The organism is Aureimonas sp. SK2 (genome assembly GCF_029813115.1).
Classification (GTDB): domain Bacteria; phylum Pseudomonadota; class Alphaproteobacteria; order Rhizobiales; family Rhizobiaceae; genus Aureimonas.
In genome coordinates, this window is record NZ_JAPZDS010000009.1 from 41,810 (window position 1) to 61,933 (window position 20,124).

17 protein-coding genes are annotated in these 20,124 nt (G+C 68.8%); 10 read left to right on the top strand and 7 right to left on the bottom strand.

The window, feature by feature from the left end; all coding sequences use genetic code 11:
• Positions 1-3: 3 nt before the first annotated feature.
• Positions 4-942, top strand: a complete 939-nt coding sequence (locus O5O54_RS12610; RefSeq protein ID WP_279482139.1) for a phosphatidate cytidylyltransferase — start codon at positions 4-6, stop codon at positions 940-942.
• A gap of 4 nt (positions 943-946) precedes the next feature.
• Here the strand turns inward: O5O54_RS12610 and O5O54_RS12615 are convergent, their stop codons facing one another.
• The 4 genes from O5O54_RS12615 to O5O54_RS12630 form a co-directional block, all read right to left on the bottom strand.
• The gene (locus O5O54_RS12615) at positions 947-2,374 is read right to left on the bottom strand and encodes an aldehyde dehydrogenase family protein (protein WP_279482140.1); all 1,428 of its coding nucleotides are present in this window, start codon (positions 2,372-2,374) and stop codon (positions 947-949) included.
• 89 nt (positions 2,375-2,463) lie between these two features.
• The gene (locus tag O5O54_RS12620) at positions 2,464-3,456 is read right to left on the bottom strand and encodes an ABC transporter permease (RefSeq protein ID WP_279482141.1); all 993 of its coding nucleotides are present in this window, start codon (positions 3,454-3,456) and stop codon (positions 2,464-2,466) included.
• Positions 3,457-3,502: 46 nt separating this feature from the next.
• Positions 3,503-4,993, bottom strand: a complete 1,491-nt coding sequence (locus O5O54_RS12625) for a sugar ABC transporter ATP-binding protein (RefSeq protein ID WP_279482142.1) — start codon at positions 4,991-4,993, stop codon at positions 3,503-3,505.
• Positions 4,994-5,054: 61 nt separating this feature from the next.
• Positions 5,055-6,002: a substrate-binding domain-containing protein gene (locus O5O54_RS12630; RefSeq protein WP_279482143.1), complete on the bottom strand. Its 948-nt coding sequence runs from the start codon at positions 6,000-6,002 to the stop codon at positions 5,055-5,057.
• Positions 6,003-6,350: 348 nt separating this feature from the next.
• On the opposite strand from O5O54_RS12630, the gene O5O54_RS12635 reads away from it, so the two are divergent.
• From O5O54_RS12635 to O5O54_RS12675, 9 genes are all read left to right on the top strand, one after another.
• Positions 6,351-7,385 (top strand): zinc-dependent dehydrogenase, encoded by a 1,035-nt coding sequence (locus O5O54_RS12635; RefSeq protein WP_279482144.1) that lies wholly within the window; start codon positions 6,351-6,353, stop codon positions 7,383-7,385.
• Between the two features lie 2 nt (positions 7,386-7,387).
• Positions 7,388-8,983 carry a glycerol-3-phosphate dehydrogenase/oxidase gene (locus tag O5O54_RS12640; RefSeq protein WP_279482145.1) on the top strand — a complete coding sequence of 532 codons (1,596 nt, stop codon included), beginning with the start codon at positions 7,388-7,390 and terminating at the stop codon, positions 8,981-8,983.
• A 53-nt stretch (positions 8,984-9,036) separates the two neighbouring features.
• The gene (locus tag O5O54_RS12645) at positions 9,037-10,017 is read left to right on the top strand and encodes a carbohydrate kinase family protein (protein ID WP_279482146.1); all 981 of its coding nucleotides are present in this window, start codon (positions 9,037-9,039) and stop codon (positions 10,015-10,017) included.
• 153 nt (positions 10,018-10,170) lie between these two features.
• Positions 10,171-11,133 (top strand): sugar-binding transcriptional regulator, encoded by a 963-nt coding sequence (locus O5O54_RS12650; protein ID WP_279482147.1) that lies wholly within the window; start codon positions 10,171-10,173, stop codon positions 11,131-11,133.
• 58 nt (positions 11,134-11,191) lie between these two features.
• Entirely contained in the window at positions 11,192-12,508 is a 1,317-nt protein-coding gene (locus tag O5O54_RS12655) for a homoserine dehydrogenase (protein WP_279482326.1), read from the top strand.
• 21 nt (positions 12,509-12,529) lie between these two features.
• Positions 12,530-13,582: a thiamine pyrophosphate-dependent dehydrogenase E1 component subunit alpha gene (locus tag O5O54_RS12660; protein WP_279482148.1), complete on the top strand. Its 1,053-nt coding sequence runs from the start codon at positions 12,530-12,532 to the stop codon at positions 13,580-13,582.
• A gap of 26 nt (positions 13,583-13,608) precedes the next feature.
• On the top strand, positions 13,609-14,622 hold the full coding sequence (locus O5O54_RS12665; RefSeq protein WP_279482150.1) for an alpha-ketoacid dehydrogenase subunit beta: 1,014 nt from the start codon (positions 13,609-13,611) through the stop codon (positions 14,620-14,622).
• A gap of 3 nt (positions 14,623-14,625) precedes the next feature.
• Complete coding sequence (locus O5O54_RS12670; RefSeq protein ID WP_279482151.1) at positions 14,626-16,023, top strand: acetoin dehydrogenase dihydrolipoyllysine-residue acetyltransferase subunit; 1,398 nt, start codon at positions 14,626-14,628, stop codon at positions 16,021-16,023.
• Between the two features lie 117 nt (positions 16,024-16,140).
• On the top strand, positions 16,141-16,842 hold the full coding sequence (locus tag O5O54_RS12675) for an HAD-IA family hydrolase (RefSeq protein ID WP_279482152.1): 702 nt from the start codon (positions 16,141-16,143) through the stop codon (positions 16,840-16,842).
• A 144-nt stretch (positions 16,843-16,986) separates the two neighbouring features.
• Here O5O54_RS12675 and O5O54_RS12680 read toward each other — a convergent pair whose 3' ends face one another.
• From O5O54_RS12680 to O5O54_RS12690, 3 genes are all read right to left on the bottom strand, one after another.
• Positions 16,987-17,136: a lmo0937 family membrane protein gene (locus O5O54_RS12680; RefSeq protein WP_279482153.1), complete on the bottom strand. Its 150-nt coding sequence runs from the start codon at positions 17,134-17,136 to the stop codon at positions 16,987-16,989.
• A gap of 614 nt (positions 17,137-17,750) precedes the next feature.
• Complete coding sequence (ptsP, locus tag O5O54_RS12685; protein WP_279482154.1) at positions 17,751-19,685, bottom strand: phosphoenolpyruvate--protein phosphotransferase; 1,935 nt, start codon at positions 19,683-19,685, stop codon at positions 17,751-17,753.
• 32 nt (positions 19,686-19,717) lie between these two features.
• The gene (locus tag O5O54_RS12690; RefSeq protein WP_279482155.1) at positions 19,718-20,098 is read right to left on the bottom strand and encodes a PTS glucitol/sorbitol transporter subunit IIA; all 381 of its coding nucleotides are present in this window, start codon (positions 20,096-20,098) and stop codon (positions 19,718-19,720) included.
• Between the last annotated feature and the right edge of the window lie 26 nt (positions 20,099-20,124).

Here is a 20,124-nt window from a genome sequence, read left to right on the forward strand (position 1 = left end):
GTGATGGATCCGCAACTTCTCACGCTCTTCGCCGGGCTCGTCGTCGTTCTCGGGGTTGCCTCGGCGGTCGGACACGTCCTGCGCCGCCGCGTTCGCTCGCCCGAGGCCCACGCTACCGTCGAAAACCTCAACGCGCGTATCCGCGCCTGGTGGCTGATGGTGGCGATCTTCGCGCTCGCCTTCACCTTCGGACCGGCGGTGACGCTGATCCTCTTCGCGCTGACGTCGTTCTACTGCCTGCGCGAGTTCATCTCGCTCACCCCCACCCGCGCGGCCGACCACAGGGCGCTCGCCTTCGCCTTTTACGTCTTCCTGCCGCTGCAATACGGGCTGATCTGGGTGGACTGGCAGTCGCTCTTCTCGATCGCCATCCCCGTCTACGCCTTTCTGCTCCTCCCCGTTCTGGCGGTGCTCCGGCACGAGACGGACGAATTCCTCGGTCGCACCGCTCGCGTGCAATGGGCGCTGATGCTCACCGTCTACTGCATCAGCCACGCGCCGGCGCTCCTGATCCTCGACATTCCCGGCTTCAAGGGCCGCAACGTCCTGCTCCTGTTCTTCTTGGTGACGGTGGTCCAGGCGAGCGACGTCCTGCAATACGTCTTCGGCAAGCTGTTCGGGCGGCGCAAGATCGCGCCGGTGGTCAGCCCCAACAAGACTTGGGAAGGGTTCCTCGGCGGCGGCGCGTCGGCGGTGCTGCTCGGCGCGGCCCTGTCCTTCGCCACGCCCTTCACGCCGCTCCAGGCGGCCGGCATGGCGGCGGCCATCGTCCTCGCCGGCTTCTGCGGCGGTCTGGTGCTCTCAGCGGTCAAGCGCTCGATGGGCGCCAAGGACTGGGGCACCATGATCTCGGGCCATGGCGGGGCGCTGGACCGGATGGATTCCGTGTCCTACGCCGCGCCGCTCTTCTTCCACCTGACGAACTACTACTTCGCCACGTGACCCCTCACGCGCCCCATCCGACGACGCCCTTGATCTCGAGGAACTCGTCGAGGCCGAACTCGGCATATTCGCGCCCGTTGCCGGACTGCTTGTAGCCGCCGAAGGGGGCGCCGGCGTCCCAGGCGGGGTAGTTGAGGTAGACGTTGCCCGAGCGCATCCGCCGCGCCACGGAGCGGGCGCGTTCCGGATCGGCCGACTGGACATAGGAGGCAAGGCCGTAGACCGTGTCGTTGGCGAGCTCCACCGCCTCGTCCTCGCTCCCGTAGGAGAGGATCGACAGGACCGGGCCGAAGATCTCCTCGCGGGCGATTGTCATGTCGGGCGTGACGTCGGCGAACACGGTCGGGCGAACGAAGTAGCCGCGGTTGAGCCCGTCCGGGCGGCCGGGGCCGCCGGCGACGAGGCGCGCGCCCTCGCGGATGCCGGTCTCGATCAGCCCTTGGATCTTGTCGTACTGCGCCTGGCTGACCACGGGTCCGAGCTGCGTCGCCGGGGCGTCGGCCGGGCCGACCTTGAAGGCGCCGGCGGCGCGCGCGGCGATATCGGCCGCCTCGTCGTGGCGGTCGGCCGGCACGAACATGCGTGTCGGCGCGTTGCAGCTCTGGCCCGAATTGCCGAAGCAGCCCTGGACGCCCCTCGTCACCGCCGTCTCCAGATCGACGTCGGGCAGGAGGATGTTGGCGGACTTGCCGCCGAGTTCCTGGTGGACGCGCTTGATCGTGTCGGCGGCCGACTTGGCGACAGCCACGCCGGCGCGGGTCGAGCCGGTAAAGGACATCATGTCGATGCCGGGATGGCGCGACATGGCGTCGCCCACCGTCGGCCCGTCGCCGTTGACGAGGTTGAAAACGCCCTTCGGCAAGCCCGCCTCGTCGCAGATTTCGGCGAAGAGCAGGCCGCTCATCGGCGCGATCTCGGAGGGCTTCAGCACCATGGTGCAGCCGGCGGCGAGCGCGGGCGCCACCTTGCACATGATCTGGTTCATCGGCCAGTTCCACGGCGTGATCATGCCGACGACGCCGATGGGCTCGCGCGCGATCAGCGTCGTGCCGCGCATCTCCTCGAAGACGTGGGTCTCCAGCGTCTCGATCATCTTGGAAAGGTGCGCCGTGCCGATGCCAGCCTGGGACGCGAGAGCGAAGGGCAGGGGCGCGCCCATCTCGCGGCTGATCGCCTCGGCCATCTCCGGCAGGCGCGCCTTGTAGGCGGCGAGGAGCCGGCGCATCAGGGCGAGGCGCTCCTCGCGGGACGTCTGCGAATAGGTGTCGAAGGCGCGGCGGGCGGCGGCCACGGCCCGATCGACGTCGGCGGGCGTGCCCAGCGCGATCTCGGCAAAGGCCTCCTCGGTGGACGGGTCGATCACGGGAAGCCGTGTGCCTCCGGCCGGGTCCACCCAGGCGCCGTCGATGTAGAACTGCAGGGCGTGGGTCATGCATGAGTCTCCCGGTCGCGTCGCCCGAGACTTGGCGCAGAAAAGCCCGGCGGTCCAGCCGCCGGGCCTTTCACAGACCGGGGAGCGGCTCAGCGGCGATGGCGTCGGGCGAGGTCCACGAGGATGGCGACAAGCACGACGAGACCGACGATCACCCGCTGCCAGAAGCCGGAGACGTTGAGAAGCACGGTGCCGTTGGCGAGCATGGCGAGGAGCAGAGCGCCGAGCGCGGTGCCGACGATGGTGCCCTGGCCGCCGCGAAGGCTGGTGCCGCCGATGATGGCCGCCGTGATCGCCTGGAGCATCCAGCCTTCGCCGACCGACGGCTGGCCGGCGTCCATGCGGCTGGCATAGAGCATGCCGGCCATGGCCGCGAACATGCCGGCAAGCCCGTAGACCATAAACTCGACCCGGCGGATGCGGATGCCGACGAGGACGGCCGCGTCGCGGTTGCCGCCGATGGCGAAGATGTTGCGGCCGAACTTGGTGTTGCGCAGCACCCAGATCAGGATGGCCGCCGAGACGAGGAAGAACCAGACCGGAACGGGAAGGCCGAGGAATTCGCCCTGGCCGAAGACGCGGAAACCCGCGCCCAGCGGTCGGATCGGATAGCCCTCGGTGATGACCAGCGTCATGCCGGCGAAGATCTCGCCGGAGGCCAGCGTCACGATGAACGGATTGAGCTTCAGGTAGGCGATGAAGAAGCCGTTGACGAGGCCGAGGCACAGGCCGAACAGGCAGGCGAGGGGGATCACCAGCCAGGGATGGACGCCGAGCGAGGTGAGAAGCAGCGAGCCGACGATGGCCGACAGGCCGGCCGCGGCGCCCACCGACAGGTCGATGCCCCCGAGGAGAAGCACCAGCGTCTGGCCCAGCGCCACGAGGCCGACGAAGGCGGCCGCGCGGGCGACCACCGTCAGGTTGTAGGCCGAGAGGAAGTTCGGCGCGGCGATCGACAGGATGATGGCGAAGAGGCCGAGCGCGATCAGGATGCCACTGGCCTCCCAGCCCTTGAAGCGGGACCAGATGGAGGGCGAAGCGGCGCGGGCCCGCGCGGGAGACCCAAGAGCGGCGTTGGTCATGGCTCGGGGTGCCTTTCGGTCGGGAAGGGTGGGGCGCTTCGGCGCGTCAGCTCATGGCGAGGCGCAGGAGAGCTTCCTGCGTCATATCCTCGGTACGCGGGGTGCCTTTGACGCGGCCCTCGTGCATCACGAGGATGCGGTCGGAGACATTCAGCACCTCCTCCAGCTCGGACGAGATGTAGACGATGGAGAGACCTGCCGACGTCAGGCTGTCGAGCACGCCCTGGATCTCGGACTTGGCGGCGACGTCGATGCCGCGGGTCGGCTCGTCGAGGATCAGGATCTTCGCGTTCTTGGCGAGCCAGCGGCCCAGGATGACCTTCTGCTGGTTGCCGCCCGACAGCGAGGTGATCGGGTCGGAGGCCGAGCCGATCTTGATGCGCAGACGATCGACATAGTTGTCCACCGTGCGTGCCATGCCGCGGAAGTCCATCCAGGCCGGGCCGCGGAAGCGGTCGAGCGTGGCGATGGTCAGGTTCTCGGCGATCGAGAGGAGCGGGAAGATGCCCTCCTGCTTGCGCTCCTCGGGCAGATAGACGAGGCCGCGGGCGATCGCGTCCGTCGGGTCGGCGACGGGCCGCGCGTCTCCGAAGATCTCGACCGTGCCCGACTTCGCCCTGGTCAGGCCGAAGATGCACTTGGCGACCTCCGTGCGTCCGGCGCCGACAAGACCGGAGACGCCGAGCACCTCGCCCTCGTGCAAGGTGAACGAGACGTCCTCGAACTCGCCGGGACGCGTCAGGCCGCTGACCTTCAAGACCACCGGTCGGTCGTCGAGGCGCCGGGGCGTGTGGGTGGAGAGCGCGACCTCGCGGCCCGCCATCATGGCGACCATCTCGTGCTTGGAGGTCCGCTTCGGAACGAGTTCGCCGACATAGGCGCCGTCGCGCAGGACCGAAATGCGGTCCGACAGGTCGAGGATCTCGTCCAGGCGATGGGAAATGTAGAAGGCCGAGCCGCCCCCGTCGCGGAAGCGGCGGATGAAGGCGTAGAGCTTTTCGGTCTCGCGCGTCGTCAGCGCCGCCGTCGGCTCGTCGAAGATCAGGATCCGGGCCTTGGTGGCGACGGCCCGGGCGATCTGGACGAGCTGCTGCTGCGCCTTCGACAGCTCGCCCGCCCGCGCGTCTCCCGCGATCGTGTCGTCCACGGCGTGAAGGTGGGTGAGGGCTTCCTCGCGCGTCGCCTTCCAGTCGATGGCGGGGCCGCGCGTAATCTCGGCGCCGAGCATGATGTTCTCGGCAACGGTGAGCGCGGGGACGAGGTTGATCTCCTGCGGGGCGATGGCGATCCCTGCGTCCTGCGCCTCGCCCGGCGAATGGAAGTGTACCTCCGCGCCGCCGACGAGGAGCTGGCCGGCGGTCGGGCGAAGGCGGCCGCAGATGATGTTCATCAGGGTCGACTTGCCGGCGCCGTTTTCGCCGATGATCGCATGGACCTCGCCGGGGCGGATCGAGACGGATACGCCCTTGAGAGCCTGCACGACGCCGAAGCTCTTCGATACGTTTCTCGCCTCGAAGGCGGTGGCCATCGCGTCCATCTCAACCTCCTGCTTCCTCCAGATGGAAGGGGCCGATGGTCCGGCCCCACCCTTCCCGATCTCAGAGATTGTCCTTGGTGATGAGGCGCGAGCCCGTATTGTGATCCATCGGGATCGTATGGTTCTGGTTCATTGCGACCAGATACTTCACGGCCGAGTAGCCGATGTCCCACTGGCGCTGGGCCTTGAGCGCGGTGATGACGCCTTCCTTCACGAAGTCCACGGCCTCGGGGAGGTCGTCCATGCCCACGATCGCCACATCTCCCGCCTTTCCGGCGTTCTGAACGGCGCGGGCGATGCCGATCGGGTTCGAGGCGTTGGAGCCGAAGAAGCCCTTGATGTCCGGATGAGCCTGGAGGGCGTTCTCGGTCAGCGAGACGGCCTCCTCGAGGACGTCGTTGTCGGGCTGCTCGAACACGATCTTGACGTTCGGGAAGTCCTCCAGCGCCTTCTTGAAGCCCTTGATGCGCTCGACGTGGTCGGTGGCGGTCAGCGATCCGGACAGGATGCCCACCTCGCCCTCGCCGCCGATATGCTCGGCCAGGTACTTGCCGAGGTCGTAGCCGTCGCCATAGCTGTCCTTCTGGCCGACGAAGGCGAAGTCCGGCGAGCAGAAGGAGTTGAAGGTGATCGTGTTGACGCCGGCTTCCTTGGCTTCGGTCAGGAGCTGGACGTTGGTCGCCTGATCGAGGCAGGCGACGGCGAGGCCGTCGGGGGCGCGGCCGATATTGGCCTCGATGCGCTGGTTCTGGTCGGCGACGTCGGCCTGCGGCGGCTGGTCCCAGATCATGTTGATCTTGATGCCCTGCTTGGCGAGCTCGTCCACCGCGTACTGGCCGCCCTGGCGCACGACGTCGTACCAGGGATGGATCACCTTCGGGATGAAGACGAAGGTCAGTTCCTTGTCGATCGGCTTGATGAGGTCTTCCTGCCCCTCAGCCAGGGCGGGCGCGGCGGCGCCGACCAGCATGGAGCCGAGAACGAGGGCGGACCAGAATCCGTTGCGCATGTCGTCTTCCTCCCGAAAGGGGCGCCTCCCGCCCCGAAACCTGCGATCCGCAGGCCACGCGACGCGGCCCGTCTCTCCCGAGGCCCGCGCGTTCCCATTGGTCTCGCGCACTTTTGGATCGGCGTCAATACATTTGAACTGCGATGTGCCAAATGTTCATCTTGCCAACTTTGCTCGGGACTCTGTTCGTCCGTTCCGGTAAGGCCGGTTTTGCTGAGCCTTCGGCAGTGCATGTCGTGTCGGACCGAAGCTTACCACAATTCGGGTGGCGCTAAACTTTTGGTGTTTACAAAACACAAATATGCAAGGTAGATCGAAGCCAACTTTGGCTCCATCGGATGGTTCGTCATGAAAGCTGCCCTCCTGCGCGCTCCCAACGACGTCCTGTTCGGCGACGTCGCCGACCCGGCCCCGGAGCGCGGCGACCTCGTCCTCAAGGTGCGCGCCGCCACCATCTGCGGCACCGACATCCGCATCGTCAGCGGGCGCAAGACCATGGGCGTGCGCTACCCGTCGGTTCTCGGCCACGAATTTTCCGGCGAGATCGTTGATGCCGGCGGCTCCTCCCGCTTCAAGGCGGGCGACGCCGTCTGCGTCGATCCCGCCATCGCCTGCGGCCACTGCGCCTATTGCCGACGCGGCCTGGAGAACGTCTGCGAGAATCTCACCGCCATCGGCTACGAGGTGGACGGGGCCTTCGCCGAATACATCCGCATTCCCGGCCGCGCGCTGGAGACGGGGAACGTCTTCGCGATGCCGGACGGCGTCTCCTTCGAGGAGGCGGCGCTCGCCGAGCCGCTGGCCTGCGTCATCAACGGGCAGGAGAAGGTCGGTGTCGAGCGCGGCGACGTCGTCGCCATCCTCGGCTCGGGGCCGATCGGGCTCCTCCACGTCAAGGTCGCGCGCCTGTCCGGCGCCCGCCGCATCATCGTGTCGGAGCCGAATGCGGCACGCCGCGATGCGGCGCTGAACGCCGGGGCCGACGTCGTGGTCGATCCGGCAAACGAAGACCTGAAAGCCATCGTAAGGGCCGAATCGGGCGGCATCGGCGCCGATGCCGTGATCGTCGCCATCGGTGTGCCTTCGCTCGCCAACGACGCGCTGGGCCTCGCGCGCCCGCGCGGCCGCGTGTCGCTCTTCGCCGGCTTCGACAAGGGCGAGATGGCGCCGCTCGACGTCAACGCCATCCACTACAACGAGCTGATCGTCACCGGCTCCTTCGGCCTGACGCGCCTCCAGTTCGAGAAGTCGCTGAACCTGATCGCGTCCGGACAGCTCGACACCAAGCCGTTCCTGACGCATCGTTTCGCTCTTCCGGCGATCGGCGAGGCGCTGGAAACCGCCGCGCGCGGCGATGCCATCAAGGTCGCCATCGTATCCTGATCATGAGCTTGAATGCCCCCAAAGCCACCCGCCACTTCCCGGTCGTCGTCATCGGCGCCGGCATCAACGGCATCGGCACCTTCCGCGATCTCTGCCTGCAGGGCGTGGACTGCCTGCTGATCGACCGCGGCGACTTCTGCTCGGGCGCGAGCGAGGCGTCCTCGCGCCTGATGCATGGCGGGCTGAAATATCTGGAGACCGGCGAGTTCCGGCTGGTGCGCCAGTCGGCGGAGGAGCGCAACATCCTCCTTCGCAACGCGCCGCACTTCGTGACGCCCCTGGAAACCGCACTGCCCGTCCGCTCCTGGTTCGGCGGCATCGTACCGTCGATCAAGCGGTTCCTGGGGCTCAAGGCCAGGCTCAACGACCGCGGCGCGATCATCACCAAGCTCGGCCTCACGATGTACGACGCCTTCGGCCGGCGCTTCCGCACCATGCCGGTGCATCGTTTCATCGGCGGCGCCCGTGCACGCCGGGAACTCGAGGGCCTCGATCCCGCGATCACCGCCGTCGGCCTCTACTACGAGGCCCGCCTCGACCATGCCGAGCGGCTGGGGCTGGAACTCGTCCTCGACGCGCTGTCCGACAATCCCCGCAGCGAGGCCCGCAGCTACACCACGGTGCGCTCGGCTGCCGGGGGCGCGGTCGAGATCGAGGACGTTCTGACCGGCGCGCGCGAATGGGTGCGCGCCGACCTCGTCGTCAACGCCGGCGGCGCCTGGATCGACGGCGTCAATGCCGCGCTCGGGCTCAACACGCGCCACATGGGCGGCACCAAGGGCAGCCACGTCGTCGTGGAGCATCCTGAGCTCCTCGAAGCGCTGGGCGGGCGCATGGTCTATTTCGGTTCTGCCGACGGCCGCGTGAACCTCCTCTACCCGTTCAAGGGCCGGGTACTGATCGGCTCGACCGATATTCCGATCAGTCATCCCGACGAGGCCCGCGTGAGCGAGGCGGAGATCGCCTACATGATCGGCGTCGTCTCGGAGGTCTTCCCGCGTATCGCGATCCGCCGCGAGGACGTGGTCTACGCCTTCTGCGGTGTGCGCCCGCTGCCCAATGCCGATGTCGACGATCCCGGCGCGATCAGCCGCGACCACTCGATCGCCGAGGAGCGCCTGCCTGGAACCGACGTGCCCGTCCTCTCGCTGATCGGCGGCAAGTGGACGACCTATCGCGGCTTCTCGGAAGAGGTGACGGACAAGGTGCTCGCCCGGCTCGGGCGCGCCCGCCGCGCCTCGACGGCCGAGCTCGCCATCGGGGGCGGCCGCGGGTTCCCGGTGGACGAGGGCGGACGCCGCGCGCTGGTGCACGAACTTGCGACACTCGCCGGCTCGCCCGAGCCCGTGGGCGAACGCCTCCTGCGGCGCTACGGCACCAGGGCCGGCGCCATCGCCGCCGCGATCGGCGGCTCGGACGGCCGAACGCTCGGAGCCGCGCCCGACCACCATGTCGCCGAGATCGCCTGGATCGCGGCCAACGAGAGGGTCCGCACCGCGGACGACATCCTGCGCCGGCGCACGGACCTCGCTCTGTCGGGGGCGGTGACGCCGGCGCTTCGCGACGAGGTGGAGGCGATCCGCCTCGCCGCCGCCTGAACCATCATCCGCCGGATCGGGAAGGGATCCGTCATTCCTGGGAGGAGAGCGCGATGCGCTACGATTATTCGTCGATCGGCTTCTACACGTTCGACTGCCTGGGCCGCCCCGTCGGCACGATCCCGGCGGGCGGGGGCACGCAGTTCATCGAGGAGATCGACCTCGCCGTCTCGGGGGCGGCGGGCGCGGCCGTCGTCGCGGCCGCCAAGCACGGGCTGAAGTGCCTCGCGGTCGGCGGCGTCGGCGACGACCTGATGGCCGGCTGGGTGCTCGATCGGATGGCCCATTTCGGCGTCGACATCTCCACCATGCAGCGTCTCGAGGGCGTCGGTACCTCGACCTCCATCGTTCTGACGCGTGCCGACGGCTCGCGCCCGGCGCTCCACATGAAGGGCGCGACCGGCGCCTTCGTGATCACCGAGGACATGTGGGACCAGGTCCTCGACGCGACCGTCGTCCATATCGGCGGCGTCGGCCTGATGGACCGGATGGACGGGCCCCCAAGCGCCCGTCTCTTCGCGGAAGCCAAGCGGCGCGGTGCAATCACGACGGTGGACGTCTTCGCGGCCGCCGAGAAGGATCTCGCCAACGTCGTCGGTCTCCTGCCGCATACGGACTACTTCCTGCCCTCGATCGAGGAAGCGCGTGTCCTGTCGGGGCTGGAGGACATCGAGGACGTGTCGCGCTTCTTCCTCGACAAGGGCGTGGCGTGCTGCATCCTGACGCTCGGCGAGAACGGCGCCTATTATCGCCATGCCAACGGCGACCGCTTCCTGATGCCGGCCTTCGACATCGAGATGGTGTGTTCCTGCGGCTGCGGCGACGCGTTCAACGCCGGCATCGCCACGGGCCTCGTGCGCGGTATGGACCCCGAATCCATGGTCCGCTTCGCCCAGGCGACCTCGGCGCAGAACGCGCTCGGCCTCGGCAGCCAGGCGGGCGTCACCTCCTTCGAGAAGACGCTGGAGTTCACCAGGCGCCCGACCCGGCCGGCGGAGATCGAGATCCAAGGCCTGGACCGCACGGCGGCCTGAGCGCGGACGATGGCGCAGGGCGCTCTCCTCCCGCCGATCCCAAGGGGCTGACCGGTGGGCTGGCGCGCACGCGGCGGCTCGCCTGGGCTGTCCGGACAGGCGGGGGAGGGGGTAGACCCGAAGGAGACGATTTCCTCGGGCGAAAGTCAGGCCGTGTCCACCACCGACAGCGACGACATCAAGGCGCGCGCCGCCTGGCTCTACTACATGGAGGGCCTGACCCAGGATCAGGTCGCCAAGATCCTGGGCCTCACCCGCACGCGCGTCCTGCGCATGCTGGCGGCCGCGCGGGAGGACGGCACGGTGCAGATCCGCGTGACCGCGCCGATCGCCCGCTGCGCGCGGCTGGAACGGGAGGTCCGCGCCCGTTTCGACATGGAGCGCGTGGTGGTGGTGCCCGATCCGCAGGACGAGGCGCGACTGCCGGCCATGATCGGCGCGGCGCTCGGCCAGCTCCTGCCCGACCTCGTCGCCGACGGCATGACGATCGGGCTCGGCTGGGGACGCACGCTCTCCACTTCTCTGCCCTTCGTGGAGCCGATGGACTACGCGCGCTCCACCACGATCTCGATGCTGGGCGGGCTGACGCATGTCAGCCTGTCCAACCCGTCCGAGTTCGCCTGGCGTTTCGCCGACCGGATCGGCGGCGACTGCTACATGCTGGCCTGCCCGGTCTTCGCGCCGGACAAGGCGACACGCGACGCGCTCCTCGCCCATCGCGGGATCGCCGAGGTGTTCCGGCGCACCGACCGGATGGACCTCGCGATTCTCTCGGTCGGCGACTTCACGCGCGATTCGATCTTCGTCCACTACGGGCTTCTGGAACGCGCCGATCTCGACAGCCTGGAGCGGGCAGGGGCGGTCGGCGACATTCTCTGCCGCTTCATCGACGCGGAAGGGCGCGTCCTCGACCATTCGGTCAACGACCGGGTCCTGGCCGTCGATCCCCGCCGGCTCGTGGACGCGCGCCGCACGGTGCTCGCCAGCGGCGGCTGGTCGAAGTTCCCCGCGATCCGAGCGGCCATGAAGCTGCTGACGCCCGAAATCCTCGTGACCGACGAGCGAACGGCCGAACGCCTGCTCGACGGCAGAAAATCCGTCGGCGAACGATTTTGAACTCTTGTCTTTATAAAGAGACAAATGTACTTTGCTTCCCATGGGAGGAACAGCGATGATGATTCTTCAGGTTGGCCTCGCGGCCGAGCTCCAGGCCTATGCCGACAAGAACGGCCCGGTGACCGTGGGCCTCGCGGGCTCCGGCCAGATGGGCACCGACATGGTCGTGCAGCTCACCCTGATGCCGGGCGTGCGCCTCGGCGCCCTGTCCGAGCTGAACGTCGCGGGGGCGGAAGCCGCGCTGCGCATGGCAGGCACCGAGTTCGTCCATGCCGCGGGCGTCAACGACATCGACCGTGCCATCGAGGGCGGCAAGGTCGCGCTGACCGAGGACTTTAAGGCGCTCTGCGCCTCCGGCCATATCGATGTCATCATCGACGCGACCGGCAACCCGAACGTCGGCACGTTGATCGCGCTGGAGGCGTTCCGGAACGGCAAGCATGTCGTGATGCTCAACGTCGAGGCCGACATCACGATCGGCCGGTTCCTGCGCGAGGAAGCCGCCAAGGCCGGCGTCGTCTACACGGGCGCGGCGGGCGACGAGCCGGCGGCGACGATCGAGATCATCGGTTTCGCCCAGTCGCTGGGCTTCGACATCGTCTGCGCCGGCAAGGGCAAGAACAACCCCCTGAAGTTCGACGCGACACCGGACGCCTACGAGGACGAGGCGCGCCGGCGCAATATGAACGCCCGCATGCTGGTCGAGTTCGTGGACGGCTCCAAGACCATGATCGAGATGGTCGCGGTCGCCAACGCGACGGGGCTCGTGCCGGATGTTCCGGGGATGCATGGGCCTGCCGCCACGCGTGACGAGCTGGCCTCGGTGCTCTGCACCAGGGAGGACGGCGGCGTCCTCTCGGGCACGGGCAAGGTCGACTACTCCATCGGCAAGGGCGTCGCGCCCGGCGTCTTCTGCATCGTGAAGCCCAGGCACGATCGCGTGCTCGAGCGCATGAGCGATCTCAAGATGGGTCCCGGCCCGAACTACACGATCTTCCGCCCCTATCACCTGACCTCGCTGGAAGTGCCGCTTTCCGCGGTGCGCGCGGTGATGAAGGGCGCGCCAGACCTCATCCCCGCCGATCGCCCGGTCGCCGAGTGCGTCACGCTCGCCAAGCGCGACCTCAACCCCGGCGATACGCTCGGCAAGATCGGCGAGTACGACTATCGCGGCTTCGCAATGACCTGGGAAGGCGCCCGCGACGAGGGCGCCCTGCCGCTGGGGCTGGCGGAGCGGGCGCGTGTCATCAAGCCGATCAAGGCCGGCGAGAAGCTGACCTATGCCAATTGCGAGCCGGACGACAGCCTGGTGATCACCCAGATCCGCCGACGTCTCGACCAGGCCGACGGGCGCTTCGCCACGGCCGCCGAATAACCGGATCAGGAGACAGGTCGCATGTCCGCCATCCCCAAGGCTGCCGATGTCGCCGAGGCCGCGCCGCAGGCAAGCGGCGGGCGCGAGGGCGACAACCGCCCCTTCGCCTTCCGCCATTTCGAGCCGGCCGTCCTCAAGGACGCGCTGCGCCAGATGCACCTGATCCGCCGCTTCGAGGAAGGCGCGGAGGAAAGCTACATGCGCGGCCTGATCCACGGCACGATGCACCTGTCGATCGGCCAGGAGGCCTCGGCGGTCGGGATCTGCCTGCCCCTGACGGATACCGACCAGATCACCTCGACCCATCGCGGCCATGGGCATTGCATCGCCAAGGGCGCGGAGGTCGGGCGGATGTTCGCCGAGTTCTTCGGCAAGGAGACCGGATATTGCCGCGGCCGCGGCGGCTCCATGCACATCGCGGACGTGACCAAAGGCAATCTCGGCGCCAATGGCATCGTCGGCGGCGGCCTGCCCATCGCGGTGGGCGCGGCGCTCTCCATGAAGATGCAGAAGCGTCCCGACGTCGTCGTCTCCTTCTTCGGCGACGGCGCCAACAACGAGGGCGCCTTCCACGAGGCGCTCAACATGGCCTCGATCTGGAAGCTGCCGGTCGTTTTCGTCTGCGAGAACAACAAGTACGGCATGTCGGTCTCGACCGAACGCTCCACGGCGGTCAAGAACATCGCCGACCGCGCCGTGGCCTATTCGATGCCGGGCGTGACGGTGGACGGCAATTCGCTGTCGGACGTCTCGGAAGCCTCCGTCACCGCCATCGAGCGGGCGCGGCGCGGCGAGGGGCCGACCCTCATCGAGTGCAAGACCTATCGCCACCGCGGCCACTCCAAGAGCGACCGCAATCGCTATCGCACGAAGGAAGAGATCGACGACTGGATCTCCAAGGATCCGATCGGCCGCTTCGAGGCCGAACTGATCCAGTACGGCATCGTGACCGACGGCGAGGTCGAAGGCATCCGCGCCGATGTCGAGCGCGAGATCGCGGAAGGGATCGAGTTCGCCAAGAACTCCCCGTCGCCCGACCCATCCGACGCGACCCGTTTCGTCTACACCGCCTGACCGGCGACCCCCAAGGAATCCCCCGGATGAGCGAACTTGCGAACGCGGCTGGCGGCCGCGAGCTTTCCTATGCCCAGGCGATCCAGGAAGCGATCGCCATCGCTATGGAGGAGGACCCTCGTGTCTTCATCATGGGCGAGGATATCGGCGTCTACGGCGGCGCCTTCCAGGTGACGGGCGACCTCGTCCATCGCTTCGGCGCCGATCGCGTGATCGACACGCCGATCGCCGAACTCGGCGGCGCGGGCGTTGCGGTGGGGGCGGCGCTCACAGGCATGAAGCCGATCTACGAGTTCCAGTTCTCCGATTTCGCGACGCTGGCGATGGAGCAGATCGTCAACCAGGCGGCCAAGCTCCGCTTCATGCTGGGCGGCAACGTCTCGGTGCCGCTGGTCATGCGCTTTCCGGCGGGCTCGGGCACGGGCGCGGCCGCCCAGCACTCCCAGAGCCTCGAGGCCTGGCTCGGCCACGTCCCCGGCCTGAAGGTGCTCCAGCCCTCCACCCCGCACGATGCCAAGGGCATGCTGCTCGCCGCGATCGACGATCCCGATCCGGTGATGATCTTCGAGCACAAGATTCTCTACAAGTCGAAGGGCATCGTCCCCGAGGGCCGTTACACCGTGCCGATCGGCAAGGCGGCGGTGGTGCGCGAGGGCAGGGACCTGACGATCGTCGCGTCCGCCATCATGGTCCACAAGGCGCTGGCGGCGGCCGAGGAACTGGCCAAGGACGGCATCGACGTCGAGGTCGTGGACCTTCGCACCGTGCGCCCGATGGACCGCGAGACCATCATCGCGAGCGTGATGAAGACCGGCCGCCTCGTCTGCGTCTACGAGGGCGTCAAGACGCTCGGCGTCGGCGCCGAGATCTCGGCGATGATCGCCGAGTCGGAAGCCTTCGACTATCTCGACGCGCCGATCCTGCGGCTCGGCGGCGCGGAGGCGCCGATCCCCTACAACCCCGAGCTCGAGAAGGCGGTCGTGCCGCAGGTCGAGGGCATCGTCGCGGCCGTGCGCAAGCTGGCCCGCCGGGAGCGCTGAGCCATGCCGACCGAAGTGATCCTGCCCAAGGTCGATATGGACATGGCGACCGGCCAGATCTCGCGCTGGTTCTACAAGGAAGGCGACACCATCAAGAAGGGCGAGCCGCTCTTCGAGATCGAGACCGACAAGGCGGCCATGGAAGTGGATGCGCCTGCCAGCGGAACGCTGCGCAACGTCACCGGCACGGAAGGTGTCGACATCGCCGTCGGTGCGCCGGTCGCCTGGATCTTCGCCGAAGGCGAGGCCTTCGACGGGCGGCCCACCGGGGCAGCGTCCGAGGTCAAGGGCGGGCCCGATCCGGATGTCGAGACGGATTCCAAACCCGCCTCGACGGACATTGCCACGGCAGCGGCCAACGGCGGGAAGTCATGCTGCGCCAAACCCGCCGAGGGCGAGCGCCGGGGCGTTCGTGCGACGCCGCTCGCCCGCCGCATCGCCCGCGAACGCGGCATCGACCTCGCTTCGGTGTCCGGCACGGGACCGCTTGGCCGCATCGGCCGCGAGGACGTGGAACAGGCCGCCTCGTCGCGCGGCGGGGCGCCGGCCGCGCCCGCACCGGCCGGCGAGCGGCCCCAGCCCGTCGCCGCCCGCGCGCCCGAACCTGTCCCGGCGCCACGCCAGACGGCGTCCATGGCGGATGCCGCGACGCCGCTTGCGGTCGTGCGCCTGCGCGAAGGGCAGGGCGTGCCCGTCGTGATGATCCACGGTTTCGGCTCGGAATCGGCGAGCTGGCGTCCGCTGCTCGGCGAGATGACGGAAGGCGGACCGGTTCTCGGCATCGACCTCGCCGGCCACGGCGGTTCGCTGGCCCAGGAAGCGGACGGGTTCGACGCGCTGGTCTCCGGCGTCGAGGAGACGCTGATCGCGCTCGGCGTCGGGACCTGCCACCTCGTCGGCCACTCCCTCGGCGGTGCCGTCGCGGCAGCCGTGGCCTCGGGCACGGCGACCGACGTCCGCTCGCTCATGCTCCTGTCGCCGGCCGGCTTCGGCCCGGACATCGACACCGGCTTCACCGAAGGCTTCGCCCGCGCGACCGACGAGGCGCCGGTCCGCGCCTGGCTGCGCCATCTGGTGGCCGACCCCGCGGTCCTCTCCGACGGCCTCGTGCGGGCGACCGCGCGCGGGCGCGCCGACGGCCGCCAGGCGGAGGCGCAGACCAAGCTGGGCTCGACGCTCTTCTCCAACGGCGCGCAATACGTGTCGGTCCGCGACCTCCTCGCCGGCCTGTCCATGCCGGTGAAGATCGTCGCGGGCACCGAAGATCGTGTGGTGCCGGCACGTCACTTTGCCGGCCTGCCCGGGCGGATCGCCTTGCATCTCTTCCCGCGCACGGGACATATGCCGCAGATCGAGCAGAAGGGCGACGTCGCCCGCCTGCTGCGCGAGCTGACACGCTGACGGCTTGGGCGGGGACGGTTCCGTCCCGACCCGAAGGACCGTCCTTCCGGCCGGTTCGGGCGACCGGGCCGGCCGGAAGCGCGTTCGGCTCTGGAATGGACCTGCGGGGAGGCCGGCATGGCGGAATTCGACGGCATCATCTTCGACTGCGACGGCGTTCTGGTCGACAGCGAGGTCCTCGCCCGCCGGGCCATGCAGTCGGTCTACCGCCAGGCCGGCATCGACGTCTCGGCCGACATGGTCAATGCCGTTGTCGGCATGAAGTTCGCCGACATCCTAGCCTCCATCGAGACCCGGACCGGGCGCTCGCTGGCGAAGGAATACCACCCGCAGTTCTGGACGGAGACCAAGGCACTCTTCACGGCCGAACTCGCCCCGACCCCCGGCATCGTCGCCTTCCTGGAAGCCTCGACGCTGCCGCGCTGCGTTGCGTCCTCCTCCGACCACGAGCGCATCCGCCACAGCCTCAAGGTGACCGGGCTCGACCGCTTCTTTTCCGACGATGCGATCTTCTCCTCGCACGACGTGAAGCGCGGCAAGCCGGAGCCCGACCTCGTGCTTCACGCGGCGAGCCGCATGGGCTTCGACCCTGCGCGCTCGCTGGTGATCGAGGATTCGCGCTTCGGCATCATGGGCGCCAAGGCCGCCGGCATGGTCGCCTACGGCTTTCTCGGCGGCGCCCATCTCCTCGCCAACACTGGCGATGCGCTTCGCGATGCCGGCGCCGATTTCGTGGCCCGTACCTACGACGAGATCGCCGCGGAAATGGTGCGCGGAGGCCGCCGGATGGAGATTCAACGAGATCCGTCTCGGGGTTAATTCCGCTCCGCCCGCAGGTTTTTCTCCAACCGCCCATACGGACTAGAGCTTTGTTGCGATCCGTCGCTGTCACGCCGCGCACCATGGTCTCGGCGGCACGTCGTCGCGATCATCGGCGGACAAGCTCGACCGCGAGGCGCAATCTCAGATGCGCCGGCGGCCCGTGACCAACTGGTAGACCACGACGATCACGGCGATCACCAGCAGGAGATGAATAAGCCCTCCGGCAACATGGAAGACAAATCCCCCAAGGATCCAGAGGACGAAGAGAATGACGGCGATCGTCCACAGCATGACAGTTCCTCGATTGCGACCTCAGCAGTCTCTCGAAAACGTGAGGTGACCGGGTTGCGTTCCCGCCGATCCTAATCGTCGGCCGAAATCCAACGCGCCGATCCGGCGGACAAGGCGCATGATCTGCCGCCACCGGGCGGCGACCCACGTCCGGCGCCCGGTGGCCGCTTCTTCCGACTCGTCGACCTCCGGAGAGCGTGTTCCGGCCGCGACCCGAGCGCGACGACGTCCACGGCGAAGGAAGCCCGGCCCTTCCGGTGGGCCTTGGCTCCGTTTCGGCGGGTGTCGCCACGCTGGGACGTGCCGCCGGCGCGCCGCTTCTACCCGAAACGCCGCCAAGGGCCACGAAGCAGGTCACTTCAAAGGCTCGTCGATACCGGAGGGAAAGCGCGACGAGGCGCAAGGGGCGCGGCAAGCGGAGACGCACGGTGGCGGGGCCTCTCGCGTCCTGCCCTGCCGACAACACCGCGCGGGTCGCCTGAGGCGGGGCACCTTCCGCTCGTCCACGGAGGGTCGCCTCCGGCGGCCCGATGCGTGGTTTCCACCAAGGGGGCACAAGTCCCGGCCGCTCGAAGCGGGGCTCTATTTTCCGGCGTGCCGGATCGCTCGCCTCCTCAGATCTCCGTCACGCATTTCTTGGCGCGGGGGATCGAGGCGGCGCTCATGGAGAGCTCGGTGACGCCGTTCTCGACGAAGAAGGGGATGAGGTCGGGGCGGGCGGCGGCCTCGCCGCACACGCCGATCCAGATGCCGGCCTCGCGCGCGGCGCCCGCCGCCATGCGGATCGCGGCCAGCACCGCCGGATGCTCCGTGCGGTTGAGCTTGGCGACACGCGGGTTCAGGCGGTCGGCGGCCATGACGTACTGGGTGAGGTCGTTGGTGCCGACGGAAAAGAAGTCCACCTCGCGCGCGATCTCGGCGGCGACGAACACCGCCGCGGGGGTCTCGATCATCACGCCCAGCTCGAACGCGCCGTGGGCTTGGCCGCCGGCGTCGAGTTCCGCGCGGCATTCGTCGAGCAGCGCGCGCACCGCCCGCACTTCGCCGACATCGGCGATCATCGGCAGGAGAATCTTGACGTTGCCGACGATGCTGGCGCGCAGGAGCGCGCGAAGCTGCGGCTTGAAGACGTCCGGCCGCTCCAGGCACATGCGCACGCCGCGCCAGCCGAGGAACGGGTTGTCCTCGTGCTCGAAGTCGATGCCGGCGACCGGCTTGTCGCCGCCGATGTCGAGCGTCCGGATCACCACCGGGTGCGGCGCGAAGGCCTGCGCAAGCGTCGTGTAGGTCTCGGCCTGCTCGTCTTCGCCGGGCAGGGTCCGGCGTTCCATGAACAGGAACTCCGTGCGGAACAGGCCGACGCCCATGGCGCCCGCCTTCTGCGCGGCCTCGATCTCGGCGAGCGAGCCGAGATTGGCGGCGATCTCGATGCGCCGGCCGTCGCGGGTCGTCGGCTCGACCGTGCGATAGGCTTCCAGTGCGGTGCGCTCGGCGGCTTCGCGGGCGATCGCGCCCCGGAAACGCTCGGCCTCAGCAGCGTCGGGGTCGAGCGCGACCGCGCCGGTGGAGCCGTCGAGGGCGATCGTCCGGACCGCCTTCAGGCGCGCCTCGTCGGCCGAAAACCCGAGAACGGCGGGAATGCCGTGGGCGCGGGCCATGATCGCGACATGGCTCGTCGCCGCGCCCTTGCGGCAGACGATCCCGCCGATGTCGGCGAGCGTCGCCTTGGCGAGGTCGAGCGCGGCGATCTCGTCCGCCACGATGACCGAACCCCTTGGCATGTCCGCGAGCGTCATGTCGCGCCGGCCGAGAAGGGTGAGCGTGATGGCGCGCGTGACCGAGCGGATGTCCTCGGCGCGGGCGCGAAGATACGGGTCGGCCAGCGCCTCGAAGCTCGCCGCGATCGTCCGGCCGGCCTCCGACACGGCGCTCGCCGCATCCTGCCCCGCCGCGATCCCGCTTTCGACGGAACCGATGAACTCGGCGTCCTCGGCCACTTCCACCAGCGCATCGATGATGGCCGCGTCGTCGCGCTTGAGGCCGGGCCGCGCCTTGGCGTCGCGGAAGGACTGGACGGTGCCGGCGAGGGCTTGGCGGTAGCGCCGGCGTTCGGCCTCGCGCTCTTCCGGCGGGACCGTGCAGGGCTGGATGTCGAGCGCGGCGGGAAAGAAGGCGAAGGCCGGCCCGATCGCCGTCCCCTCGCTGGCCGGCACGCCGCGATCGGGCGAGGCGCACGCCGGAGTCACGGCGGGGGCCGCGGGCTTGCCGGTGGCCGTCAAGTCGATGTCGCCGGCGTCCGGCGTCTGGAGAAAGGTCGCGAGCGCCGAGACGGCGTCGGCGGCGTCCTCGCCCTCGGCGCGAAGTGTCGCCTCGTCGTTCTCCTTCACGCCGAGCAGCATCAGCTTGACCGCGCTCGTGGCGCTGGCGCCGCGCCCGTTGCAGCGGATCTCGACCTCGCAGGAAAAGCTCTTGGCCAGCTTCACGAACTGCGTCGCCGGGCGGGCATGGAGACCGTCGTGCACGCGCACGACGACGGAGCGCTCGATCATGGCTCGAAATCCGGTGTCGAAGGTCTTTGGGGTCAGTCGCCGATGGCGATGGTCGCGCCGGGCTGAAGCGCTCGGGCCAGCATCTCGCCGTCGACCGGGCTCGCGGTCAGCTCGCCGGGGCGCTCGGGCGCGGCCGCGCCGTTGAAGTTGATGACGACATGGCCGATGTCGCGCACCTTGGCCCAGGCGAGCTCGCCGATGCCGGTGAGGCGGGCTTCCACGGAGCCGATACGGATCGGCACGCCGGGCGCGGGCGCTCCGGTCGACGGCTCGCCCTCGACGGCGTGCATCACCGACACCTCGGCGAGCTCCGGCGGCGCGCCGTCCGCGAACAGGATCAGCACGCCGCCTTCCAGAAGGTCGGGAACGTCGGGACCGACGGCGGTGACGCGGGTGCGGAGGTATTGGGTCATGGAAATCCTCGGGCGGACGATGGCCG